The organism is Bacillus sp. Bos-x628, assembly GCF_040500475.1.
Lineage (GTDB): Bacteria > Bacillota > Bacilli > Bacillales > Bacillaceae > Bacillus > Bacillus maqinnsis.
Map to the genome: position 1 here is coordinate 1429129 of NZ_CP159358.1, position 22434 is coordinate 1451562.

At 40.9% G+C, this 22434-nt stretch carries 24 protein-coding genes, 1 rRNA gene and 2 pseudogenes; 10 read left to right on the forward strand and 17 right to left on the reverse strand.

Translation table 11 applies throughout. From position 1 onward, the window contains the following. Positions 1-98: 98 nt before the first annotated feature. Positions 99-1647, reverse strand: a 16S ribosomal RNA gene (locus ABVJ71_RS07505). A 311-nt stretch (positions 1648-1958) separates the two neighbouring features. Beyond that, positions 1959-2837: a nucleotidyltransferase-like protein gene (locus ABVJ71_RS07510; protein WP_353856313.1), complete on the reverse strand. Its 879-nt coding sequence runs from the start codon at positions 2835-2837 to the stop codon at positions 1959-1961. 190 nt (positions 2838-3027) lie between these two features. On the opposite strand from ABVJ71_RS07510, the gene ABVJ71_RS07515 reads away from it, so the two are divergent. Continuing rightward, entirely contained in the window at positions 3028-3375 is a 348-nt protein-coding gene (locus ABVJ71_RS07515) for a YgzB family protein (protein ID WP_353856314.1), read from the forward strand. Between the two features lie 35 nt (positions 3376-3410). On the opposite strand, the gene perR is transcribed toward ABVJ71_RS07515, so the two are convergent. Both perR and bcp read right to left on the reverse strand, forming a co-directional pair. Beyond that, the gene (gene perR / locus ABVJ71_RS07520) at positions 3411-3848 is read right to left on the reverse strand and encodes a peroxide-responsive transcriptional repressor PerR (RefSeq protein ID WP_353856315.1); all 438 of its coding nucleotides are present in this window, start codon (positions 3846-3848) and stop codon (positions 3411-3413) included. Positions 3849-4005: 157 nt separating this feature from the next. Further along, complete coding sequence (gene bcp, locus ABVJ71_RS07525) at positions 4006-4473, reverse strand: thioredoxin-dependent thiol peroxidase (RefSeq protein WP_353856316.1); 468 nt, start codon at positions 4471-4473, stop codon at positions 4006-4008. A gap of 128 nt (positions 4474-4601) precedes the next feature. On the opposite strand from bcp, the gene ABVJ71_RS07530 reads away from it, so the two are divergent. Next, the gene (locus ABVJ71_RS07530) at positions 4602-5897 is read left to right on the forward strand and encodes a glutamate-1-semialdehyde 2,1-aminomutase (RefSeq protein ID WP_353856317.1); all 1296 of its coding nucleotides are present in this window, start codon (positions 4602-4604) and stop codon (positions 5895-5897) included. Positions 5898-6145: 248 nt separating this feature from the next. Further along, entirely contained in the window at positions 6146-7219 is a 1074-nt protein-coding gene (locus ABVJ71_RS07535) for an aromatic acid exporter family protein (protein ID WP_353856606.1), read from the forward strand. Between the two features lie 21 nt (positions 7220-7240). Here the strand turns inward: ABVJ71_RS07535 and ABVJ71_RS07540 are convergent. From ABVJ71_RS07540 to fabL, 6 genes and pseudogenes are all read right to left on the reverse strand, one after another. Beyond that, positions 7241-7446 (reverse strand): annotated as a pseudogene (locus tag ABVJ71_RS07540) (ABC transporter permease); the annotation flags it as partial. A 197-nt stretch (positions 7447-7643) separates the two neighbouring features. Beyond that, complete coding sequence (locus ABVJ71_RS07545; protein WP_353856318.1) at positions 7644-9389, reverse strand: ABC transporter ATP-binding protein; 1746 nt, start codon at positions 9387-9389, stop codon at positions 7644-7646. Positions 9390-9485: 96 nt separating this feature from the next. Beyond that, positions 9486-10016 (reverse strand): DUF402 domain-containing protein, encoded by a 531-nt coding sequence (locus tag ABVJ71_RS07550; RefSeq protein WP_353856319.1) that lies wholly within the window; start codon positions 10014-10016, stop codon positions 9486-9488. A 153-nt stretch (positions 10017-10169) separates the two neighbouring features. Further along, the gene (locus ABVJ71_RS07555; protein ID WP_353856320.1) at positions 10170-10430 is read right to left on the reverse strand and encodes a YgaB family protein; all 261 of its coding nucleotides are present in this window, start codon (positions 10428-10430) and stop codon (positions 10170-10172) included. A 174-nt stretch (positions 10431-10604) separates the two neighbouring features. Continuing rightward, a pseudogene (locus tag ABVJ71_RS07560) lies at positions 10605-10751 on the reverse strand (gamma-type small acid-soluble spore protein); the annotation flags it as partial. Between the two features lie 76 nt (positions 10752-10827). Beyond that, positions 10828-11580, reverse strand: a complete 753-nt coding sequence (gene fabL / locus ABVJ71_RS07565) for an enoyl-[acyl-carrier-protein] reductase FabL (protein ID WP_353856321.1) — start codon at positions 11578-11580, stop codon at positions 10828-10830. 81 nt (positions 11581-11661) lie between these two features. On the opposite strand from fabL, the gene ABVJ71_RS07570 reads away from it, so the two are divergent. After that, positions 11662-11886, forward strand: a complete 225-nt coding sequence (locus ABVJ71_RS07570) for a hypothetical protein (RefSeq protein WP_353856322.1) — start codon at positions 11662-11664, stop codon at positions 11884-11886. Here the strand turns inward: ABVJ71_RS07570 and mutY are convergent. Continuing rightward, a complete protein-coding gene (gene mutY, locus ABVJ71_RS07575; RefSeq protein WP_353856323.1) occupies positions 11873-12973 on the reverse strand; it encodes an A/G-specific adenine glycosylase in 1101 nt (366 codons plus the stop codon). The genes ABVJ71_RS07570 and mutY overlap by 14 nt on opposite strands. Before the next feature lie 190 nt (positions 12974-13163). Here mutY and ABVJ71_RS07580 point away from each other — a divergent pair, with 190 nt between their 5' ends. Next, on the forward strand, positions 13164-14144 hold the full coding sequence (locus ABVJ71_RS07580) for a metal-dependent hydrolase (protein ID WP_353856324.1): 981 nt from the start codon (positions 13164-13166) through the stop codon (positions 14142-14144). 363 nt (positions 14145-14507) lie between these two features. On the opposite strand, the gene ABVJ71_RS07585 is transcribed toward ABVJ71_RS07580, so the two are convergent. The 3 genes from ABVJ71_RS07585 to ABVJ71_RS07595 form a co-directional block, all read right to left on the reverse strand. Beyond that, complete coding sequence (locus ABVJ71_RS07585) at positions 14508-17081, reverse strand: YfhO family protein (RefSeq protein WP_353856325.1); 2574 nt, start codon at positions 17079-17081, stop codon at positions 14508-14510. A 91-nt stretch (positions 17082-17172) separates the two neighbouring features. Next, a complete protein-coding gene (locus ABVJ71_RS07590) occupies positions 17173-18156 on the reverse strand; it encodes a glycosyltransferase family 2 protein (protein ID WP_353856326.1) in 984 nt (327 codons plus the stop codon). A 297-nt stretch (positions 18157-18453) separates the two neighbouring features. Further along, positions 18454-18723, reverse strand: coding sequence for a YfhJ family protein (locus ABVJ71_RS07595; RefSeq protein WP_353856327.1), 270 nt, complete (start codon positions 18721-18723; stop codon positions 18454-18456). 116 nt (positions 18724-18839) lie between these two features. On the opposite strand from ABVJ71_RS07595, the gene ABVJ71_RS07600 reads away from it, so the two are divergent. Further along, positions 18840-18989 carry a small, acid-soluble spore protein K gene (locus tag ABVJ71_RS07600; protein ID WP_353856328.1) on the forward strand — a complete coding sequence of 50 codons (150 nt, stop codon included), beginning with the start codon at positions 18840-18842 and terminating at the stop codon, positions 18987-18989. A gap of 25 nt (positions 18990-19014) precedes the next feature. Continuing rightward, entirely contained in the window at positions 19015-19188 is a 174-nt protein-coding gene (locus tag ABVJ71_RS07605) for a YpzG family protein (RefSeq protein WP_353856329.1), read from the forward strand. Positions 19189-19213: 25 nt separating this feature from the next. Here ABVJ71_RS07605 and ABVJ71_RS07610 read toward each other — a convergent pair whose 3' ends face one another. Further along, positions 19214-19528 (reverse strand): YfhH family protein, encoded by a 315-nt coding sequence (locus ABVJ71_RS07610; RefSeq protein WP_353856330.1) that lies wholly within the window; start codon positions 19526-19528, stop codon positions 19214-19216. A gap of 3 nt (positions 19529-19531) precedes the next feature. Next, on the reverse strand, positions 19532-20323 hold the full coding sequence (gene recX, locus ABVJ71_RS07615; protein ID WP_353856331.1) for a recombination regulator RecX: 792 nt from the start codon (positions 20321-20323) through the stop codon (positions 19532-19534). 93 nt (positions 20324-20416) lie between these two features. On the opposite strand from recX, the gene ABVJ71_RS07620 reads away from it, so the two are divergent. The 3 genes from ABVJ71_RS07620 to ABVJ71_RS07630 all read left to right on the forward strand — a co-directional run bounded on the left by ABVJ71_RS07620 (position 20417) and on the right by ABVJ71_RS07630 (position 21707). Next, the gene (locus ABVJ71_RS07620) at positions 20417-21313 is read left to right on the forward strand and encodes a TIGR01777 family oxidoreductase (RefSeq protein ID WP_353856332.1); all 897 of its coding nucleotides are present in this window, start codon (positions 20417-20419) and stop codon (positions 21311-21313) included. Positions 21314-21367: 54 nt separating this feature from the next. Continuing rightward, positions 21368-21478, forward strand: coding sequence for a YfhE family protein (locus tag ABVJ71_RS07625; protein WP_353856333.1), 111 nt, complete (start codon positions 21368-21370; stop codon positions 21476-21478). Between the two features lie 64 nt (positions 21479-21542). Beyond that, positions 21543-21707, forward strand: coding sequence for a YfhD family protein (locus ABVJ71_RS07630; protein WP_353856334.1), 165 nt, complete (start codon positions 21543-21545; stop codon positions 21705-21707). A gap of 46 nt (positions 21708-21753) precedes the next feature. Here ABVJ71_RS07630 and ABVJ71_RS07635 read toward each other — a convergent pair whose 3' ends face one another. Further along, on the reverse strand, positions 21754-22341 hold the full coding sequence (locus ABVJ71_RS07635) for a nitroreductase (protein WP_353856335.1): 588 nt from the start codon (positions 22339-22341) through the stop codon (positions 21754-21756). Between the last annotated feature and the right edge of the window lie 93 nt (positions 22342-22434).

A 22434-nucleotide genomic window follows, 5' to 3' on the forward strand; every position in this document is an offset into this window, starting at 1 on the left:
TTCAAAGAACAATTCTGTCTCGCTAGAGACATGTTTTGAAGGGATAATCCTTCAAAACTAAACAAGACCAAAACGCACGCTGCTCCATATATCCTTAGAAAGGAGGTGATCCAGCCGCACCTTCCGATACGGCTACCTTGTTACGACTTCACCCCAATCATCTGCCCCACCTTCGGCGGCTGGCTCCATAAAGGTTACCTCACCGACTTCGGGTGTTGCAAACTCTCGTGGTGTGACGGGCGGTGTGTACAAGGCCCGGGAACGTATTCACCGCGGCATGCTGATCCGCGATTACTAGCGATTCCAGCTTCACGCAGTCGAGTTGCAGACTGCGATCCGAACTGAGAACAGATTTGTGGGATTCGCTCAACCTTGCGGTCTCGCAGCCCTTTGTTCTGTCCATTGTAGCACGTGTGTAGCCCAGGTCATAAGGGGCATGATGATTTGACGTCATCCCCACCTTCCTCCGGTTTGTCACCGGCAGTCACCTTAGAGTGCCCAACTGAATGCTGGCAACTAAGATCAAGGGTTGCGCTCGTTGCGGGACTTAACCCAACATCTCACGACACGAGCTGACGACAACCATGCACCACCTGTCTCTCTGTCCCCGAAGGGAAAGCCCTATCTCTAGGGTTGTCAGAGGATGTCAAGACCTGGTAAGGTTCTTCGCGTTGCTTCGAATTAAACCACATGCTCCACCGCTTGTGCGGGCCCCCGTCAATTCCTTTGAGTTTCAGTCTTGCGACCGTACTCCCCAGGCGGAGTGCTTAATGCGTTAGCTGCAGCACTAAGGGGCGGAAACCCCCTAACACTTAGCACTCATCGTTTACGGCGTGGACTACCAGGGTATCTAATCCTGTTCGCTCCCCACGCTTTCGCTCCTCAGCGTCAGTTACAGACCAGAGAGTCGCCTTCGCCACTGGTGTTCCTCCACATCTCTACGCATTTCACCGCTACACGTGGAATTCCACTCTCCTCTTCTGCACTCAAGTTCCCCAGTTTCCAATGACCTTCCCCGGTTGAGCCGGGGGCTTTCACATCAGACTTAAGAAACCGCCTGCGAGCCCTTTACGCCCAATAATTCCGGACAACGCTTGCCACCTACGTATTACCGCGGCTGCTGGCACGTAGTTAGCCGTGGCTTTCTGGTTAGGTACCGTCATGGTACGAGCAGTGACTCTCGTACTTGTTCTTCCCTAACAACAGAGCTTTACGATCCGAAAACCTTCTTCACTCACGCGGCGTTGCTCCGTCAAACTTTCGTCCATTGCGGAAGATTCCCTACTGCTGCCTCCCGTAGGAGTCTGGGCCGTGTCTCAGTCCCAGTGTGGCCGATCACCCTCTCAGGTCGGCTACGCATCGTCGCCTTGGTGAGCCATTACCTCACCAACTAGCTAATGCGCCGCGGGTCCATCTGTAAGTGACAGCCGAAACCGTCTTTCATCCTTGAACCATGCGGTTCAAGGAACTATCCGGTATTAGCTCCGGTTTCCCGGAGTTATCCCAGTCTTACAGGCAGGTTACCCACGTGTTACTCACCCGTCCGCCGCTAACTTCCGGGAGCAAGCTCCCTTCTGTTCGCTCGACTTGCATGTATTAGGCACGCCGCCAGCGTTCGTCCTGAGCCAGGATCAAACTCTCCGAAGTATGCAGGATGCATATCACACATGTGTTGCTACACAATGTAACTTAGCATGTGATCATTCTCCTGCCTCGTCAGTTTGACTGACTACCTATGATGTATCATAGGATTTTTTATCAAATCTAGAATGAACAGGTACGTTTTGTCTTGTTTAGTTTTCAAAGATCATTTCATTATCGCTCATAGGCGACTTTATCAATATAACATTTGAACACCGTATGCGTCAAGTGTTATATTGAAACTCTTTTGTCAGCTTTTCTTTAAAAAAAGCTTCAGTTGCTCATTAGCGACGGTTAATAATATACCATCATAATATTCATGCGTCAATATCTTTTTTTACAAAATATCCTCGATGATAGATTTTTTGTCCTTTTGTCTCAATTGGCTCAACTTGAATAATTCCTTTCTCTACAAAGAAATCAATCATGACACTAAGGTCAGGTGTGAAAAATTTGAGGTCAGGATGTGCAAGAAGCTCGCCAAACAGCCAAATATCCTGTTGCTCCATTACATGACAAAGATGGGCAGCGCCAATTTCTGCTTTTGAATGAATGAGAAAGTCATTCGCTAAGAATAACAGTTCTAAGCGCTTATGCAAGCTTTCATGACTTTCAATAAGTTCAGAATAGAGTTTATATACTTCTGGCTCCATATGACGGACTTGATTCCAAACCGTCACTTCTGGATGGAAACCTTTATCAATCACTTCAATACGTGCAAGATGGTGCAGTGCATGCACAATGGAATTATATGCATCTAGGAATTGATTTGATTCAAAAAATGCTTTCCCTTCTATATATCTACGTACGAGCTTGCCATATTCTAAACCGATCTTGAGCTTACGGTTTGAAAATGGGAATGTACTAAGTTCATCAATTAAGTTGTAAATATAGTCATTTCGATCGAACAATACTTTTCCATTTAAAATCCAATCAATGATTCGGCGGTTCGTGCCAAGCGTAATCCATTCCTTCAACTGATCATCTGTGACGATATTTAAAGAAGCTGTTTGATGATCGGATTCATAATGTTTGATAAATAGCGGCTCTTTTGCATCCTTTACAATTACAAGAAGTGCTGCATCAAAGTTATCTGTCTCAGAAGATACTTTATGTTTTCTTTCTACTATAATTACTGCCAATGTATCTGGATAGCTGGCCCTCTCTTGATAAATAGGACGGAGAAGATTTTCCATAGTGATTCCTCCAATACTCGGGTGTAAAGTTCTTCTCTAATGCTATGTATTTCTACTCATAGAATCAAAATTCCTTCAATACGTGAAAAAAGATCATTGAGTCATTATAAGCAATTTACTCATGAAACTCTATAACTAATTTCAAATAGAAAGGTAAAATGTGCTATATTTAATATAAGGGGGACTAGGGATGGCGAAATACTCCAGTAAGATTAATAAAATCAGAACATTTGCACTTAGTTTGGTTTTTGTTGGTTTTCTGATCATGTATATCGGTGTATTCTTTAAGGAATCAATCTGGCTGTCGACTTTCTTCATGTTGCTCGGCGTCTTATCGATTGTGTTAAGTACGGCCGTTTACTTTTGGATTGGTATGCTTTCTACGAGGGCGGTAAGGGTAATTTGCCCAGGATGTCAGAAGGAAACAAAGGTGCTTGGGCGTGTGGACATGTGCATGCATTGCAGAGAGCCGCTCACACTCGACCCAACATTAGAGGGTAAAGAGTTTGATGAATCGTATAATCGGAAAAAATCATGAAAATAAGCTGACCGTTCAAGCGGTCAGCTTTTTCATTAATGATTTTCTTTTTTACTGCATTCTTGACAAGTTCCATAGATTTCTAAACGATGATGACTGACTTTAAATCCCGTCACATGTGATGCAAGCTGTTCTACTTCATCAAGACCAGGATAGTGAAAGTCAACAATTTTTCCACAGTTCTCACAAATTGCATGGTAATGGTCGGATGTCGCAAAATCAAATCGGCTTGAGGAATCACCATACGTTAATTCCTTTACTAATCCAGATTCTCGGAAGACTCGTAAATTGTTGTAAACCGTTGCTACACTCATATTAGGAAATTTCCCTTCAAGTGCTTTATATATATCGTCCGCGGTTGGGTGAGTCATAGAATTTACGAGAAACTCCAAGATGGCATGGCGCTGCGGAGTAATTCGAACACCGGTTTCTTTTAAAGCATCTAAAGCGTCTTTTAGTTCGTGAGCAGCCATTTCATCATGCACCTCTCTTCAAAAATATTCTTACATTATAATCTTTATAAATAGTGTACCCTCACAGTTGAAACTTTGTCAATTACAATCCTCTTTTTTACCTATTCTTATTCATAAAAAAGATCGGCATTTCTGCCGATCTGATCATGTTATCCAGTTAAGCATGAGATTTCAGTTCTTCAAGTGCCTCTTCGACATGGTCTTTCACCTTTACTTTTCGCCATTCTTTTACAAGTGTTCCTTCTTTATTAATCAGAAATGTTGATCGTTCGATTCCCATGTATTCTTTTCCGAAATTCTTTTTCAGCTTCCAGACACCAAATGCTTTTGACAGCTTTTGTTCATCATCCACTAGCAGTAAGAACGGTAAATCATGTTTTTCTTTAAACTTTTGGTGCTTATCCTGGCTATCTGGACTCACCCCAATAATGACCGCATCTAATTCTGCAAAGCTCTGATGACGATCACGGAAATCACATGCTTCTGTTGTACAGCCTGGTGTCATGTCTTTTGGATAGAAATAAAGGACAATATGCTTCCCTTTAAAATCTAAAAGCTTTACTTTCTCTCCATGGTCACCGGTTAATTCAATATCAGGTACTTGCTGTCCTACTTCAATTGTCATCACACAATCCCTCCAACCTATTTTTTAATAGCCTATCCAATTTTTAAAGGATATTCAACTAAGGACGCTTGCATTGGCATGTTAAAATAGGGATAGACGACGTGATACGTTGAGATAGGAGGCTATTTATGAAATTGACAGAATCAGAAAAATTGCATCAAGAGGCGCTGGAGCACATTGTTGGCGGGGTAAACAGCCCGTCTCGTTCATATAAAGCAGTAGGCGGCGGGTCACCTGTAGCAATGGAGAGAGGAGAAGGCGCGTATTTTTGGGATGTTGACGGAAATCGTTACATAGATTATTTGGCGGCATACGGTCCAATTATTACTGGACATGCCCATCCTCATATTACAAAAGCGATCAAAAAAGCTGCTGAGACTGGTGTCTTATACGGAACACCAACGAAGCATGAGGTAACATTTGCTAAAATGCTGAAGGAAGCGATTCCTTCTTTAGATAAAGTCCGATTTGTCAATTCGGGTACAGAAGCGGTGATGACAACCATTCGCGTGGCACGTGCTTATACTGGCAGAACCAAAATTATAAAATTCGCTGGGTGTTATCACGGTCATTCTGATCTTGTGCTTGTTGCAGCAGGTTCCGGTCCATCCACTTTAGGAACACCTGACTCGGCTGGCGTACCAAAAAGTATTGCAAATGAAGTCATCACGGTGCCATTTAATGATATCGAAAGCTACAAAGCCGCATTAGATCAATGGGGTGATGAGGTTGCAGCTGTCCTAGTTGAACCAATTGTCGGCAACTTTGGCATTGTGGAGCCTAAGGATGGGTTCTTGCAACAGGTCAATGATGCAACACACGAAAAAGGTGCGCTTGTCATCTATGATGAGGTCATTACAGCCTTTCGTTTTATGTATGGCGGTGCACAAGACTTACTTCAAGTGAAGCCTGATCTTACAGCATTAGGAAAAATCATTGGCGGCGGTCTTCCTATCGGAGCATATGGCGGTAAAAAAGAGATTATGGAACAAGTTGCCCCGCTCGGACCAGCCTATCAAGCTGGCACAATGGCAGGAAATCCTGCATCTATTCTTTCTGGTATTGCGTGTTTAGAAGTTTTAAAAGAAGACGGAGTATATGAACGTCTTGATCAACTTGGCGCCATATTAGAAGAAGGTATTTTAGCCTGTGCGAAGAAACATCAGGTCGATATTACTGTGAATCGCTTAAAAGGTGCTCTTACGATTTATTTTACAAAAGAAAAGATTGTGAACTACGAGCAGGCTGAGAATACAGACGGCGAAATGTTCGCTCGTTTCTTCAAATTGATGCTCACGCAAGGGATTAACCTTGCACCATCTAAGTATGAAGCTTGGTTCTTAACTATTGCACACACTGAAAAAGATATTTCTGATACGTTAAAAGCAGTAGATTATGCGTTTAAACAACTGAAAAAACAATAATATAATAAAAACAGACGTGAAAAATTGCGTCTGTTTTTTTGATATGTCAGCTCTTGATTGTCAAAAGCGTTTGAATCTGTTACATTTTTTCTCAATACCTTCTTTAGATGTTTTCATGAACTTTCCAAAAATCACTTGAATATTTCGGAAGACCACTGTATATTACTTAGTTGTTTCATCAAAATATTATGATATGTGACGAGAGGTCATCAATTATCAAAAAGAAAGGAATGCAGGGACAAAAACCAATGAAACTTGGAGCCCGTATTTTAAAAACTGGTATTGCCATTGTACTCGCGCTTTACTTGGCAACATGGCTTGGGTTGCCAACGCCCGTCTTTGCGGGAATTGCAGCTGTATTTGCTATCCAGCCATCTATTTATCGATCATTTTTAACGATTGTTGATCAAGTGCAAGCCAACATTATTGGCGCAGCACTTGCCATTACGTTCGGTCTGCTATTTGGCACAGGACCTGTCATTATCGGTTTAACTGCCGTTATAGTCATCGCTATTAATTTAAAACTGAAAATTGAACACACCATTCCGATTGCACTTGTGACCGTCATCGCTATTTTAGAAAGTGCAGGAGATCACTTCCTTTCCTTTGCTTTAATACGAACGGCTACCGTGGTGTTAGGGGTACTTTCTTCATTCCTTGTGAATTTAATCTTTCTGCCGCCAAAGTATGAAACAAAGCTTGTGCATCATATTATGGAAAATACGGAGGAGATTTTAAAATGGATCCGTCTGAGCTCCAGACAGTCTACTGATCATTCCATTTTAAAGGATGACATCGATCAAATAAAGGAACGCATGATCAAATTAGATCATATTTACTTGTTGTATAAAGAAGAACGAAGCTATTTAAAGAAAACCACTTATGTGAAATCAAGAAAGCTGGTTTTATTCAGACAGGCCATTATGACATCAAATCGAGCCCTGTACTTGCTTAAAAAACTCCATAAATTAGAAAATGAAATTCATATGATGCCAGAACATTTCAGGGAGAGCTTAACCGATGAGATTGATTATTTACTATATTGGCACGAGCGAACCTTAATGAAGTTTGTCGGGAAAATGAAGCCTCAGGATGATGATTTTCAAAATGAGTGCTCTCTACGTCTTCAAACATTGACAAAATCTTTTATTCAGCATCAGCAAAACCAAGAGCACGACTTGCTTGATTACAATATGCTGAATGTCATGTCCAGCATCATTGAATACCGTGATGAATTGGAGCATTTAGATACATTAATTACAAGCTTCCAAACGTATCACCCAAAAGATAGTGAAATTGAAACAGAGGAAAAAGAAGCGTAAAGACCGATTCTCATAATCGGTCTTTCTTATTTTATTTTTAGAATCGAGGGTATCTCTTAAACCATTCAAAAGGACAGTGAGCATAATCGCAATTCCTAGGAAGGAAAGTGTCCACTGCGCTTGGACAAGATAAGGTCTTGCATCGTCCAGCATTTTCCCCACTTTGGACTTAAAGCCTGTGCTCCCAGCCCTAAAAACACTTCATTAATCGCCGTTTCAATCGCAAGAATCAGAAATAAAAACACAATCACAGCCAGCTTATGCTTGAAAGAATTGTTTGATTGAGTCAAGAATTCGTGATTGTAAACCCTCGGCTTTCTGAGTAGGCGCTTCACAAGTTCACCACCTCGTCATACTTTTTTAAATTGCATTGAGACAAGCTGGGAAATAAAGAGCCTATCCGTTAAAATCGGATAGGCTTCTGTTAATTTAAGGTTTGAATGGTAAATAGATGGCGATAGTGGCTGTCTCCTCGGTTCATTAATTCTTCATGTGTCCCTTTTTCCACAATCTCACCTTTTTCCATGACAACAATTTGATCCGCATGTGTAATCGTGGACAGACGGTGTGCAACAATAAATGTCGTACGATCCTTTGCTAGCTTTTGCATTGCTTCTTGAATATAGTGTTCACTTTCTAAATCAAGGGCAGACGTTGCTTCGTCCAAGATGAGCAGAGGCGGATTTTTGAGAAAAACTCTGGCAATAGAAATCCGTTGTTTTTGCCCGCCTGAAAGCTTCACGCCTCGTTCACCCACCTTTGTGTCATAGCCTTCAGGAAGAGACATGATGAATTGATGAGCGTTTGCAGCTTTTGCAGCGGATACGATTTCGTCAAAAGACGCTTCCGGATTTCCAACGGCAATATTCTCTTTTATCGTATCACTAAATAAGAAGGTATCTTGCAGTACCATCCCCACATGATTTCGCAAACTTCTTACCTTGTATTCTTTAATATCTATACCATCCATTTCAAGTGATCCTTTTGTCACGTCATAGAATCTTGGGATTAAGCTGACGAGTGTTGATTTCCCTCCGCCGCTCATTCCTACTAGCGCAATGGTCTGACCTTGCTCTACTTTCAATGAGATATTATGTAAAATTTCTTCCTGCGTATTTTCATAACGAAAGGACACATTCTTAAATTCAACTTCTCCCTTTAAATGATTGGCTTCCTTGGCATGTGGTCGATCTGTCACCTCGTACGGCTCATCAATAAACTCAAATATTCGATCCATCGACGCAATGGACTGAGTTAATGTCGTCGATGAGTTAATGAGACGCCGAATTGGACTGTACATACGGTCAATATAGCCGACGAAAGCTATCATTGTGCCAATGGATAGCGATCCGTTGATGACGGTATAGCCTGCAAACGCAATAATTAAGAGTGGCGCAATATCTGTAATGGTATTGACAACTGCGAATGTCTTGGCATTCCAATTCGTATGGTTAATCGCTTTGTTTAAAAAATTCTTGTTTTCATCATGAAAATTCTCTTGTTCATACTCTTCAATCGCAAAGCTACGAATCACCGGCATTCCTTGTACTCTTTCATGAAGATGCCCTTGTACTTCAGCTAACGCCTGTGAACGCTCTTTTGTCAGCTTACGAAGTCGTCCATAAAAATACTTCACGGCGAAAGCGTAAAGTGGAAAAATAATAACTGATACGATGGTGAGCTTGATATCAAGTGTGCACATAATGGCGATCACGATCAGCACCGTCATCAAATCAAGCCAAATATTCATAAGTCCTGTAATCACAAATTCCTTCGTCTGCTCCACATCGTTAATAACCCTTGAAATGATCTCACCAGTTCTCGTATTTGCATAATACCGGAGACTTAGCTTTTGAATATGTGAGAACAGCTTTTCCCGAATATCAAACAACACTTTACTGCCTGTCCACTGTGCATAATATTGTCTATAGTATTCAACTGGCGGTCTCATAATTAAAAATAAAAAGAGCATGATTCCCATGATCATAAGGAGTGAGGACGTCTTTTCTTCAGCCGTACCTGATCCTTGAATCACATCATCAATGACATATTTTAAAAGCAGAGGCAAGGTTAAGGGAATCGAGAATTTGATCATCCCGATTACCATTGTTAATGCAATCTGTTTTTTATACGGTGTAACAAAAGCCATATAACGTTTAATGACCCCCATGTAAATCTCCTTCCCAGTCTATCAGCGCCTCTTATCCAAACGCAGTCAAAAACCTGTTAGCTCACTTAAGGCCAAACAGGTTTTTGCGGCTCTTGCTTATTTTGTATAACGCAAAAAACGTTCATACCACATATCCACAAATTCTGGAGCAAACGGTCCCTTCCGCTGGTGAATCCAATGCAGTAATGTATTCAGATGCTCTCTTAAGATACTATCGATTTCTTTTGGATAATTCATTTTCCTCTTATGGTCTGCATATTCATCCTCATCCAAAATATTGTACGTCATGTCCGGAAAGACTTTGACATCTAAATCGTAATCAATATACTTAATTGCCTCTTCATCTGTAGCAAAAGGAGAGCTAATGTTGCAGTAATAATATACCCCATCATTTCTAAGCATCCCAATGACATTAAACCATTGTTTTGCATGAAAATAGCAAATGGCCGGTTCTCTTGTCATCCATGTACGTCCGTCGGATTCCGTCACCATTGTTCGGTCGTTTGCACCAATGATACACAATTCCGTTGCTTTCAAAATGGTGGTTTCATTCCAAATCCTGTGGATCAAGCCATTGTGTTTATAGCTTTGAATTTGGATGGTTTCTCCTTCCTTGGGATAGCCCATATTTTCTCCCCTACTTTCTATAACAAACAAACCTAACAGTCCAAAGACCTAATTTCTTAACTAACTTAACATGTCTCATTTATATTATACCGTTACATAGGTAAAAAATGAAATGAAAAGAGGCCATTCAAGGCAATTGAATGGCATACTGAATTACATGACGGTCGTACTCTTTTCCATCTGTTTATATGAATTAATTACTTGCTTTGTTTGTTTTGTAAACAATGTTTGTACTTTTTGCAGTTCGTCACGTTTTTGTTTGATTTGATGATCAAGCTTATGCCATTCCTCATTTTTTTCTTCTTGTAGCAGTCGTTTTTTTATTTCTAAGCATACATCTAGCTCTCCTTGTACATCTAGCAGGTGGTCCATGAGTTTCATTTGTTCTTTGACAAGCTGATCGAAATGAGACATCTAACTCCTCCTTTTCATTCGAAATCCTATTTTGTATCTATATCATTTCTTGAAAGGATGAGGAAGTCCTTTGACTGTTTATGTAGAGACTTTACAGATTTTGTCGGTTGGTGGTGATTCGCAAAAAGAAAAGCACTTCATTCGTATATGAAGTACTTTCCTTTGTTTCAGTGATTAGCTGTTTTGTTGTTTGTTTTGCTCAGCTTTTTGGTTGTATTTTTTTACTTGCTGTGCGTCAGTCTCGCTAGCAAATTCTGTACCATATTGACCTTGAGCAGCAGCTTGGTTTTGTTTTTTCACTTGTTGTGCGTTTGTTTTGTTTTGTTGTTTGTCCATCATTATCACCTCCACGCACATTAATTTGTGCAAAAGGTGTACATCCTATTCATGATTTTTTTTAAACAAGTAAAGAACGTCCACCATCCACAATAATGGTTTGTCCTCTGATCATGTCTGCCTTGCCTGATACAAGGAATTCTACACTGTCGACCATGTCTTTAATTTCTACCATACGGCCTGCTGGGGTATTATTTTTCGCATCTTCTAATAGCTCTTCTCGGTTCGGGAAGTGCTTAAGTGCATCTGTATCAATCGCACCGCCTGAAACGGCATTGACGACGATATTCTTTTGTGACAGCTCAACGGATAAGTAACGTGTGAGTGCTTCTAGTGCTGCTTTTGAAACGCCGACTACTGTGTAGTTTTCAAGGTAGCGAATGGAGCCTAGTGAGCTAATGCTGACGATATGTCCACCACCGTTTTTCTCCATGAGTTTCGCCGCTTCTTGCCCGCAAAATAATAGGGCTTTTGCATTAATATTCATTGTCCAGTCCCAATGGTTTTCCTCAAGTTCCATAATTGGACGTTGTACACCAGATGCCGCATTGTTAATAAATACATCTAAACGGCCAAATGTTTCATCAATTTGTTGAAACATGTCTTTGATTTTTTCTGGCTGACCGACATTGGCTTTTACAACTAACGCTTTTACGCCTAATGCTTCGATTTCTTCAGCTGTTTCTAGTGCTGCCTTTTTACTTCTCGCATAGTTAATGACGATGTCATATCCTTTTTCAGCAAGGCGACGGGCAACTGCCTTTCCAACACCTCTGCTGCTTCCTGTAATTAATGCACATTTACGTTGACTCATTAAGGTTCATCTCCTGATTTGAATAGTTTTCGTCCATTCGCTTCACACTAATAGGAAAATTCCTATTAGGAGGTTACATTCATGTACGTCGGACGCGATCTAAGCCAGCTTGGCATGATGTCAAAGGATCAATGGAAAGATACTGAGCTTGCTTATTTTCATCATGCTTTCCAACAAATTTTACCTTATTTAAACGAAGAAGGGCAATCCAAGTATCGAGAAATCGTCTCTGAAATAGAAGAGCGCGGGGGTCTGCACCGGAATGAAGCCGATTATACCCACGGCACAACGGTTAAATACGACTAGGCTGCTCCACTGCCATCTTCCAAATTTTTTGGTGTGATACCGGCAAAGCGTGTGACTCAAATTCTTCTCTCGTTACTTTTTTCAGTACGGTGTCATCTGTCACAGCATTGACGGTCCCAAAGAAAACGGATATATTCCAGATCAGATGGGTAAATACATGTTGAATCGTGCCTTCTAAATCACCTAGTTGAACCTGTACGCCTGCTTTTTGCTCTAAAAATTCGAGTAGCTGCTCTTTTTCCGTTTTTCTCCCTTTGGTGGTTTCCGTGTTTGGAAACTCCCACAGGTTCGCAAGCAGACCTGTATTGGGGCGCTTATGAATATAAAGATAGCCCGCCTCATCGAACAAAACAGCTGCTGCCATTGATTTGGCAGCAGGCTTTTTCTTTTTACTTTTGACAGGCAATTCATGTTGAACACCTTCCTCAAAGGCCGAGCAATGCATGTTCACAGGACAAATAAGACAGGCTGGGGATGTAGGAGTGCAAATGAGTGCACCCAACTCCATGAGCCCTTGATTAAATTCTGACGGCTTTTCCCGGGAAATGAGCTGATCGACTGCAAATTCAAAAATATGTCTCGTTTTCGGTTTCGCAATGTCATCCCATATCGACAGGATACGTGAGATGACTCTCATGACGTTACCATCTACAGCAGGGTATGGTTTGTTGTATGCGATGCTCAAAACAGCTCCACTTGTATAAGGACCTACGCCCTTTAGCTTTGAAAATTGCTCTTTCGTATCAGGGACAACGCCACCGTAGGATTCATATACTTCTTTCACAGCTGCCTGTAAATTACGCACTCGTGAGTAGTAGCCAAGACCCTCCCATGCTTTCATGACTTTTTCTTCATCTGCTAAAGCGAGGTCTTTGACAGTAGGGAATTGCTCCATAAACCGTTGAAAATAAGGAATGACCGTATCCACTCTCGTTTGCTGAAGCATCACTTCTGATACCCAAACGCGGTAAGGATCTTGGTTTTCACGCCAAGGTAATGTCCGTTTTTCTTTTTCATACCAATCAATTAAATCGTGCTGAAAATCTGCAATTTGTTTACGATCCAGCTTTTCTTGAATTTCTTTCATATTTAAACTCCTTATGATGAACCGAGGGCTAACGTTCTGAAAAGAACCTTATTTGTTGTATACTGATTGTAGATACGTTAATATGTTACATTAAATCAAGACAAAGCAAAAGTGATTTTGCACATAGTCTTTAGAGAAGACGTATACTTTGTATGATTGTTCCTAAGCACGACAACTAGGAGGTAATCAATTGGATACTGGTACTCATGTAGTAATGGGCATTTCTCTTGGGGGACTTGCGCTTTTAGATCCAGCCGTTAGTGCAGATCCGGAAATGGCACATGCCGTTATGATTGCAACCATTGCTGGCTCCCAAGCACCAGATATTGATACTGTGCTAAAATTAAAAAATAATGCGGTTTATATACGAAATCACCGAGGATTTACCCATTCCATACCAGCTATACTGGTTTGGTCATTGCTTATTCCGGCTGTGCTGTTTCCATTTGTGCCGGGGGCGAATGTGCTTCATCTTTGGTTATGGACACTTCTTGCCGTTGTGCTTCATGTGTTTGTTGATATTTTTAATGCATACGGCACACAGGCCCTTCGTCCATTTTCGAAAAAATGGGTGGCGCTGGGGATCATTAACACATTTGATCCGTTTATCTTTTTCACCCATCTTGTGGCCATTGTCATTTGGGCGATTGGCGGGCATCCCGGCTATACGTTCTTAACGCTGTATGTGGCGATCTTCTGTTATTATATCGTCAGGGTGATCATGCAGCTTCAGCTTAAACGTGAGCTGCGTGAACGTTTTGATGAGATTGAAGAGATCATCATTTCGCCAACGATGAAATTCAGACAATGGCGCATTGCGGTCAAATGTAAATCGTCTTTTCATGTCGGTCGAAGCATGAATGGGGAGATCGTGATCTTAGACACATTTAACCGTGTGCCGGTCCCCGACACGAAAATTATGAAGATTGCTAAACAAGACGAAAACATTTCAGCCTTTCTGTCCTTCTCCCCTGTATACCGGTGGGAAGTAGATAAATACAAGGATCATTATGAGGTGCGGTTCATTGATTTGCGCTACCGCAGCAAAGGTCACTATCCTTTTGTCGCGATCTGCCACATCGACATGGACCATCAAATTAAAAATTCCTATACCGGCTGGATTTTCAGTGAAGAAAAACTGCAAAAAAAATTAAGACTCGGCTCTGTGTGAGCGAGTCTTTTTTGTATTTCGGATTTAAGTGATGTGGCATAAAAAAATTTTAAGGTGCTTGGCTTTCGTTTTATTCACATACTCGTGTAGAGTGTGATGGAAATTTCCGCCATTATTGTCACATCTTTCAGGTGATGATACTCAAAACTAACAACAAATCAGCAGTTACCTTACATTCTTACCTGTCTTTTCTTTTTCAATCTTGGTCATACAAAAACCCGTATCTAGGACTTCTTGCAGTCGTTTTTTTCTAAGAGTTTGAAAAAAGTTTTTGTTCGAGGTCTATTCTTTCTTAGGATGCCGCATTTTGTCGTACAACTTCCTTTTGCCATACTGGGCTTCATTATTGTTCTAATGAATTGTCTACCTCTTTTTGTGTTTTCTCCATGCATAGATGATCGCAACAAGCAGACTGATGAGAGAGATAAGAACCAAGATTCTGATATAAGGTGGATAGTAGGTTAACACAATCTCGTTTTTGCCTTTTTCTATTGGAAAGCTGATAAATGTGTAGTTGGCTTTTTCAATCTTCGTCTTTTGTCCATTCACCGTCAGTTCCCATCCCTGTTCATACGGAACCGGGATGACCATATAATCATCTCCTCGCTTGTTATCATAAGAGATGGTGAAGCGATTGTTATGGAGTTTCACTTGCTGGTTTCCATTATCTTTTCTTGCTTTTTCATATGCTTGTTGCAGGACGCGGTAAGGCTCTTGATATAGCTTTAATTGTCGAAACTCATACGTTCCTTTTGGTACTCGGATTGATAGAATTTTTTCGGCAGGCACTCGAATGGTGACTTCATTTACGCCTGTTTTATAGATCGATGTATTGCTTTTTCGTGAAGTGACGTATTGATCAACAGACAACTGAAATCCTTCGTTACGGTCGGTGCGCTTCACATAAAAGCTCACATACACATCCCCTGAACGGGCCATATCATCTGGCAGCGTGATATTTAGGCCGCCCGTTTCCCCGTATACATCAAGCACACCATTTTCGTATACGGCTTGTTCCGTATGAATATTTGTATCCTTTACTCGATCTGGCGCATGCTCGATTTCAGCATTTCCTTTTTTGTCTAAAATCACGCCTTGCAGCATCGCATGCTCTCTATCAAGTGCTGACACATGCTGTAGGGATTCTTCTGAATAGACGGTACTCGTTGTTCTTGCAAATGGAAGCGGCCGTGTATTTTCATACACCTCATAATGCTCACTTTCCATGATCGGCTGAAAATAGGCGGGCGGTGAAGGCATCATTTTATTTCTCATATAATATTTGCCGTAAGTCAAGCTGTATAAATTATTTCGGTCTCCCATGGTGGCATAGCGGCTGACACTTTCTCGTCCCGTATCAATTTGCAAGTCGTTCCAGTAAAAATGCAGCAGGTGCTTATTCAAAATACTTGAATACACACTCATGCCATTAAAACCTTCAAATAATGGGGTATTGTTCCGAACGCCGTTCATCCAATCAATGCGGGCGAGCGGGTCTTTCTCACGGCTTTGAATTTGCTGAATGAGCTTCATTTGCTCTTGACCAGCATACGCCTCGCTTTTCATATAAGCACTTGATACTTCCTTTATGTTACTTATCTCAGATAAGTATCCCTTTTGATAAACACCTGCTGTAAGTAGACTTGATACAAGCAGAACTGCTGAAAACAGATGAAGATGCTGACGTTTTTCAGCATGTGTCCAAAGGAAGAAAAGACTGATGACAAGAAGACCCGTTCCCGTAAATACAACCACATCCAAATGACGCATAGCCCGTTCTGACAAGACAACTGTGAGAATGAACACAAGCCATGCACCTATCACCGCCCGCTTCTTCCACTTCCATTCGATCTGGTGGACATGTTTGATGGTGATGGCCACGACCGCACCGACTGTAAACGCCAACATGTATTCAAACCTGTACTGAGGAGCAGAAAAACCGTTAAACACACTTGCCATTTTCGGACTGTAATGAAAAATGATGAGCACAGTGCTAATCGATGTGAACATAAAAAACCACCGATTTCGATAAAGCGGAACGAGGAACAGACAAATCAGAAAGACCACAGGCAGTAAATACACCCTACTTGTAAAGATAAGGTGGTCATGCAGTTCAAACCAAGGAATCGCCTGATCATACGGCGGCCTTAAATTATTGAGAAAGCCATAAACTGATGGAATAAAGAAGGCGGCACTGATTCCAAAGGATAACAGCGTTGAGAAAGCAAGGGTCCATATCACCTTCCAGCCACGCTCCTCACTGCGGAGCTTGATCAAAGATCTGAACACAAGGTATATAGCCAAAAAAATAAAGTGAATATAAGCAAAATAAAAATTGTTGATCAGCATGAGACTGCACGCAACAATAAACCAAGCCGGTCTGCCAGTTTTGAAAATACGTTCAACCCCAAGCACCAGCAAGGGGAACCACATCATACTGTCTGTGAAAAACTCCCAAAATGTTTGATGCCGGAAATATGTAATGGATAATCCATATATACCGGCTCCTGTCAGTGCTCCTGTTTGATTTTGAACAATGGATCGCAGCACGCGATAGGCAATGAAGAGGATGAGCGTCAGCTTGATCACACTTAACCAAATAACAGCATTTGCCCAGAAGTGAATGTCCGTTGACTGAATGATATGAAGCGTATTCATGAACCACACAACGAGCACAGTGATCATAAAGACAGTCGACGTTGTAAAATAATAACCTAATTGTGTATATGTCCCGCCGCCTAGACCAAATTGATAAGAATAAAAAAAGTTTCCTTTGACGTATTCGTCATAAAGCAGCTTTTTAAATGGGAGCATTTGTGAGATACCATCTCCGTCACCTGTCATGAATCGGCCGTTGGCATATTCATATAAGAAGAAGGAATGGCCTAGTATGGCGAGAATGAGACAAATTCCAATGATCATCCATTTACGTTTCATCTTATAAATCCTTTCCAAAGAAAATCAGCTTTTTCTCGAAACAAAACAACCCAGCAAGCGACTCACGCTTGCCGGTTATTTGAATCCATCGTTATTTAAATAACTGAGTTAACACTCGGTCTTGTTCTTTTGAGCTTGTCTCTTCTTCCGTCACATTTGACTCTTGAATCAAATAATGAGGCCTTTTTTTTGTTTCATAATAAATACGGCCAATATATTCTCCAATCACACCTAGGCTCAAAAGCTGAACACCGCCGAGGAAAAGTACAGCCGATATTATAGTGAAATAACCTGGTACCATAATCCCTGTTCTGACGATTTGAATAAAGGTAGCCACAATATAAATCAAAGAGAGGAATAAGATCAGTATGCCAGTGTACAAGCAAATGCGCAGCGGGCGGTTGTTAAAAGAAATGACGCCATCAATGCCATAGTTAAATAATTTCTTCAGCGACCATTTTGTATCACCATGCTGCCTTTCCACATTTTCATAATAAATGACTTTTTCTTCAAAACCGATCCAGCAAAAAAGCCCTTTTGAAAAGCGATTCCCTTCTTTCAATTGAAGCAATGCGTCGATTGCTTTGCGTGAAATTAAGCGGAAATCACCTACGCCATCACGCAAATCTACTTCTACGACTTTGTTCATGACTTTATAGTACATGGATGATAGATAAGAACGGATTGGACTATCACCTTTACGGTTCCGTTTGGCAATGACTTGATCATACCCTTCCTCAAACCCTCTGACAAATTCTCGAATCAAATACGTCGGATGCTGCAGGTCGGCGTCCATAATGATCGCCGCTTCTCCCTTTGCATGTTCGAGCCCAGCCAATATGGCTGCTTCCTTTCCGAAGTTACGTGAAAAGGAAATATATTTGACCTTTGCACTCTTGTGAGATAACTCTCTCATGTATTGAAGAGTGTTGTCTTTGCTTCCATCATTTATAAAGATGATTTCATAATCATAATGAAAATCGCGAAACTCTTCCTCAAGTGCCTCAAAGATTCGTCTGATGTTTTCACCTTCATTGTAGGAAGGAATTATAACAGAGAGCAATTCCCGTTTCATATCGCACCTTCTCTTCATTTTTTCATACCGTCTGATATGTTCATTATTCCTTTTTTGTGAGGAAATGAAACACTTTTTTTCATAACCATCTATTTCATGTTTTTTTCAATCGTTTCATTATATCAAATGTTTGTTCTCAATCGTTTTCACCCATATGAATTTAATGTAATTTTAAGTTTATCTATTGTAAAAAGCCTGTAATGCTTATCACAGACTGAGATGGTTTTATCAATAATGTATGATGATATAATGCCCAATTCGTTCAACTTGATGAATAAAAATGAAAAAGCGAGCCTTTTAGTGGAGTAGCCTTTTGTTATTTTGCAGATGCTCGTTTGCTTTCGATTTTTCATTTTGAAATAAATGCAACTGAGCACCATAGCTCTCTATCCATTCCTGCACAATGCGTTCTGTCGTTTCTTGCCCTTTATACTTGCGCCCTGCTTTTGCATAGGTCGTTTCAAAATCACTCCATAATAGCTCCACCCATGTGCGTGCTTCGTCATATGTCAGCATATTATTTTTTTCCATGAGTTGTTCAGTTAATCGTTCAAAGTATTGTTCCATATTGATTCCTCCTTCATCTAGCAAAAAGTGCCTATTTTAAAAAAACTCTTTTTTCATATACTACCCTTACGTCTTCAAAAGACGCAAATGATTTGTATTCTTTGGAGGGAATCGATATGCGCAATAAAGCAAAGGGGTTTCCAAATCAAGTGAATCACAAGTATGAAGGCGAGCCAGGGGCTACAGATGCTTTAGCATCTAAAAGACCAAATGGTGAGACGAACACACGTCCACAGGAACGTATGAGGGCATCAGGAAAACGCTAATTTTTCCAAAGGGAGTGCTTGAGATATGAGTGCAAATGGTAAATCGTATATGGAGGATTTTGTTCAATTAAGAACAACAGCTTATCCCCAACCATGGGCGAATGCAAAGCATTCAGCCTCTCAGGTCAATGGAGAAACCCAGCAAACGCAGCACGACATCGTCCTTCAGAACAACGTCCGTAAGCAGCGCTCGAAGTAAGGAACGAAAGGACTGATCTTTAAGATCAGTCCTTTTGTGTCAGTAATGAAATCGGTAATGCATCTTCTTGATCTGGGGTCGACAACCTATATCCCCACGCAAACACACCATTTAAATATTGAACGTAAAAGTGCTCGTCCGTATCTTTGATTTGATAAGTGGTGTCTGTCTGAATGGCACTTGGGTCTAATAAATATGCCTTGGCCATATCAATTTTCCTTTCTAATACAGCGTATTCATTAACGATACCAAGCTGCTCAGCCTTTCTTGCCTTTTCCGATAAGGCTGCAATTTCCTGCTTTAATTCGTATTCTGTCATCTCACTATAGCGTTTGTCCATCTGTCATTCCCCTTTGTCTAGAACGTGATCAATTGTATCGAGATCAAAGCCTTTCCGATAGAGGAATTGCTTCACTTTCATCTTCTTTTCAAATGAGCCGTCATATCTCACTTTGCGCTTTGCCTTCTCCAGCATATAATTGAGCGCTTCTTCTTCTTTTTCTTCTTCTTGTCCATCATAGGCTTCTTGAAGGGCTTGATCAATGACTTCAAAAGAAAAACCTTTTCTTTGCAACTGAAGCTTGATGCGTTGCTCCATCTCTTTCGCAGAACGATTCTTCTCTTTCTTGACAAGCTTGAGTACTTGTTTGACGGCTTCCTCTAGCTGCAACTCATTTGAATATTGCCCCAGTGCTTGTTCAATGATGTCTTCATCAATTCCTTTTTGCTTTAATTCTCTTTTTAAGACGGATGGTCCTTTGTGATTGGTTTTACGTTGCGTGCTGACATAAGCTTCTGCAAATTCAACATCATTTACATATTGATAATGCTTTAATTTGTGTATAATTTCAATAATAGCAGGTGCTGGAAACTCTTTTTTCGTCAGGTAATCAGTGACTTCTTTCACTGACCTCATGCGGTAAGATAAATAATCGACAGCTTGCTTAAATCCTTTTTTGACCAGATCGCCGAATTGAATTTCAATGATGTCTGATTCGTCCAATTCTTTGCCTTTTTTCAAGTCAAATTGGACAAGCACATCTAAATCAACGCTAAATGCGTATTTTTCATCAAGAAAGATGTTTACACGCTCTGAATTGTTTTTCTGGGCAGAAATTTTCGTAATATAGGGCATCCTGTTTTCACTCCTTTTTGAAACAGTCAGGATGTTTCTTTTTATTCAAAATCGTGAAAGATATAAGTATGTATATGAGAGGAGAGATGTCATTTGAATATCGCCATCACCGGAGGAACTGGGTTTATCGGTCAGCAATTGACAAAAGTGCTCGCAGATGAAGGACATCATCTATATATTTTAACAAGAAATTCAAAGGAATCCGAACAAAAACATTTACATTACGTCCAGTGGCTGACAGAAGGTGCTGCACCTGAACATGAACTGCCTCCTATTGATGTATGGATTAACCTTGCGGGCAAATCCATTTTTACACGCTGGACGAACAATGCCAAAAAAGCAATCCTCTCAAGCCGGCTTCAGGCCACAAAAGAAGTGAGGCGAATCATTGAAGCACAAGCATCAAATCCGTCTGTGCTCATTCAGGCAAGTGCTGTCGGTATTTATGGCACTTCAAAGACGCAGGATTTCACAGAGGAATCTTCACCGCAAGAGACAGATTTTTTAAGTCATACATCAAAGCTTTGGGAAGCTGAAGGTCAAAAGATTGAAGCACTCGGCATCCGTACAGTCTATACACGTTTTGGAGTCGTATTAGGGAAAAAAGGCACCCTGCCTCTTATGACACTGCCATACAAACTATTTGCCGGTGGAACAATCGGTTCTGGGGCACAATGGGTATCTTGGATTCACGTGGAGGACGTGGCACATCTCATTGCTTTTGCGATTCAACATGATCATGTGTCTGGTCCACTAAATGTGACCTCTCCTAATCCGGTTCAAATGAAACAGCTTGGTCAAACCATTGCATCAGCACTCCATCGCCCTCATTGGCTGAAGGTTCCTTCCTTTGTGATCAAAGCTGTACTTGGGGAGATGTCCTTACTTGTCTTAGAAGGACAGCGGGCTCTACCGAAAAAAGCACTGCTGTCTTCTTATGAATTTCTACATCCAGACCTAAAAGAAGCCATTTTACATTCCGAGGAATAAAAAAAGTTTAAAACAGCAATTCTAAAAGGGAAACCATGTGAGGAGGCTGTTGTGATGAAAAAGAAAGATCACCAACCAACTTCTCCGCTAAAGAAGACACAGGAAGTTCTGTATCAGCAGGAATTTAAAAAAGCGGAAAAGGCAGAAGAAAAAAGAAGCAAATGATGCGGATATTCCACTCCAACAAGCACATAACTAAAATGATCTTGTAAAGGAGGAGGAGAAGGCCTTGAAAAAAGACCAAAACAAACAATCCGTCAGGCAGGCTTATGCCAATGAGACGGATGGCGAATTTGTTGAATTTTCCAAAGAACTTGCAGATCCAAATGACGTAAAAGCAATGGCACGAATGAAAGCAGCAGATCAACGTGCCAAGAATGCCAAGAATCAATAATTCATAAAAGCAGTCCTTTTAGAGGGTCTGCTTTTTCTTTGTTTTGTTAGCTAAGTTCCGTTAGCAGGGTTGACGCCTTTTGTCGCTTTTTTTCCTCGGGGATTTCTGCTGGATAACCAATATGAAGAATGGCTGCAAAGCGTTCGTTTTCTTTTAATCCCATATCTTGTTGAAAGCCTCGATCGTACAAAATTCTACCGCTCTTCCATACCATTCCGATCCCTTGATCCCAAGCGAGCAACTGGAGGTTTTGAATGAGGGAACTGACTGCTGCAAAGTCATCATTTCTCACAACAGGGTCCTCATCCTCCTTTAACACAACAAATAAAAGGGCTGGCACTTTCGAAAAATATTCTCGATATTGAATGATTTTCTCTTCTTTCGCATCAGGATTGTTTCGCTTAAAGTAGGCAATAAACCGTTCTACAAATGTCGCTTTCGCTTCATCCGTTGTGGCATAAAGAAAGCGCCATGGTTCAGTCAGTTTATGATTCGGCGCATAGACCGCATCTTCTAATAAAGGTTGAAGCTGTTCAATGGAAACAGCTATATCTTTGAATTTTCGAATTGAACGTCTATATCTAATAGCGTCTCGAACTGTTAACCTTTGCGTTTGTTGTTTCATTTCTGGCATATATGTCATCCTTTCAATCAATTTAATTGAAATTGATTCTCATTCACATTATAAACATCATAGTGATTTGTTGCAAATAAGATCCTTCCTTTT

Coding starts and splice junctions, on each gene's coding strand:
- ABVJ71_RS07570 (WP_353856322.1), top strand. CDS start 11,662: ATGTACGTCGGACGCGATCTAAGCCAGCTTGGCATGATGTCAAAGGAT.
- ABVJ71_RS07595 (WP_353856327.1), bottom strand. CDS start 18,723: ATGGAACAATACTTTGAACGATTAACTGAACAACTCATGGAAAAAAAT.
- bcp (WP_353856316.1), bottom strand. CDS start 4,473: ATGACAATTGAAGTAGGACAGCAAGTACCTGATATTGAATTAACCGGT.
- ABVJ71_RS07535 (WP_353856606.1), top strand. CDS start 6,146: ATGAAACTTGGAGCCCGTATTTTAAAAACTGGTATTGCCATTGTACTC.
- recX (WP_353856331.1), bottom strand. CDS start 20,323: ATGCCCTATATTACGAAAATTTCTGCCCAGAAAAACAATTCAGAGCGT.
- ABVJ71_RS07600 (WP_353856328.1), top strand. CDS start 18,840: ATGCGCAATAAAGCAAAGGGGTTTCCAAATCAAGTGAATCACAAGTAT.
- ABVJ71_RS07585 (WP_353856325.1), bottom strand. CDS start 17,081: ATGAAACGTAAATGGATGATCATTGGAATTTGTCTCATTCTCGCCATA.
- ABVJ71_RS07635 (WP_353856335.1), bottom strand. CDS start 22,341: ATGCCAGAAATGAAACAACAAACGCAAAGGTTAACAGTTCGAGACGCT.
- ABVJ71_RS07555 (WP_353856320.1), bottom strand. CDS start 10,430: ATGTCTCATTTCGATCAGCTTGTCAAAGAACAAATGAAACTCATGGAC.
- ABVJ71_RS07610 (WP_353856330.1), bottom strand. CDS start 19,528: ATGGACAAACGCTATAGTGAGATGACAGAATACGAATTAAAGCAGGAA.
- fabL (WP_353856321.1), bottom strand. CDS start 11,580: ATGAGTCAACGTAAATGTGCATTAATTACAGGAAGCAGCAGAGGTGTT.
- ABVJ71_RS07590 (WP_353856326.1), bottom strand. CDS start 18,156: ATGAAACGGGAATTGCTCTCTGTTATAATTCCTTCCTACAATGAAGGT.
- perR (WP_353856315.1), bottom strand. CDS start 3,848: ATGGCTGCTCACGAACTAAAAGACGCTTTAGATGCTTTAAAAGAAACC.
- ABVJ71_RS07625 (WP_353856333.1), top strand. CDS start 21,368: ATGAAAAAGAAAGATCACCAACCAACTTCTCCGCTAAAGAAGACACAG.
- ABVJ71_RS07605 (WP_353856329.1), top strand. CDS start 19,015: ATGAGTGCAAATGGTAAATCGTATATGGAGGATTTTGTTCAATTAAGA.
- ABVJ71_RS07515 (WP_353856314.1), top strand. CDS start 3,028: ATGGCGAAATACTCCAGTAAGATTAATAAAATCAGAACATTTGCACTT.
- mutY (WP_353856323.1), bottom strand. CDS start 12,973: ATGAAAGAAATTCAAGAAAAGCTGGATCGTAAACAAATTGCAGATTTT.
- ABVJ71_RS07550 (WP_353856319.1), bottom strand. CDS start 10,016: ATGGGCTATCCCAAGGAAGGAGAAACCATCCAAATTCAAAGCTATAAA.
- ABVJ71_RS07530 (WP_353856317.1), top strand. CDS start 4,602: ATGAAATTGACAGAATCAGAAAAATTGCATCAAGAGGCGCTGGAGCAC.
- ABVJ71_RS07510 (WP_353856313.1), bottom strand. CDS start 2,837: ATGGAAAATCTTCTCCGTCCTATTTATCAAGAGAGGGCCAGCTATCCA.
- ABVJ71_RS07545 (WP_353856318.1), bottom strand. CDS start 9,389: ATGGGGGTCATTAAACGTTATATGGCTTTTGTTACACCGTATAAAAAA.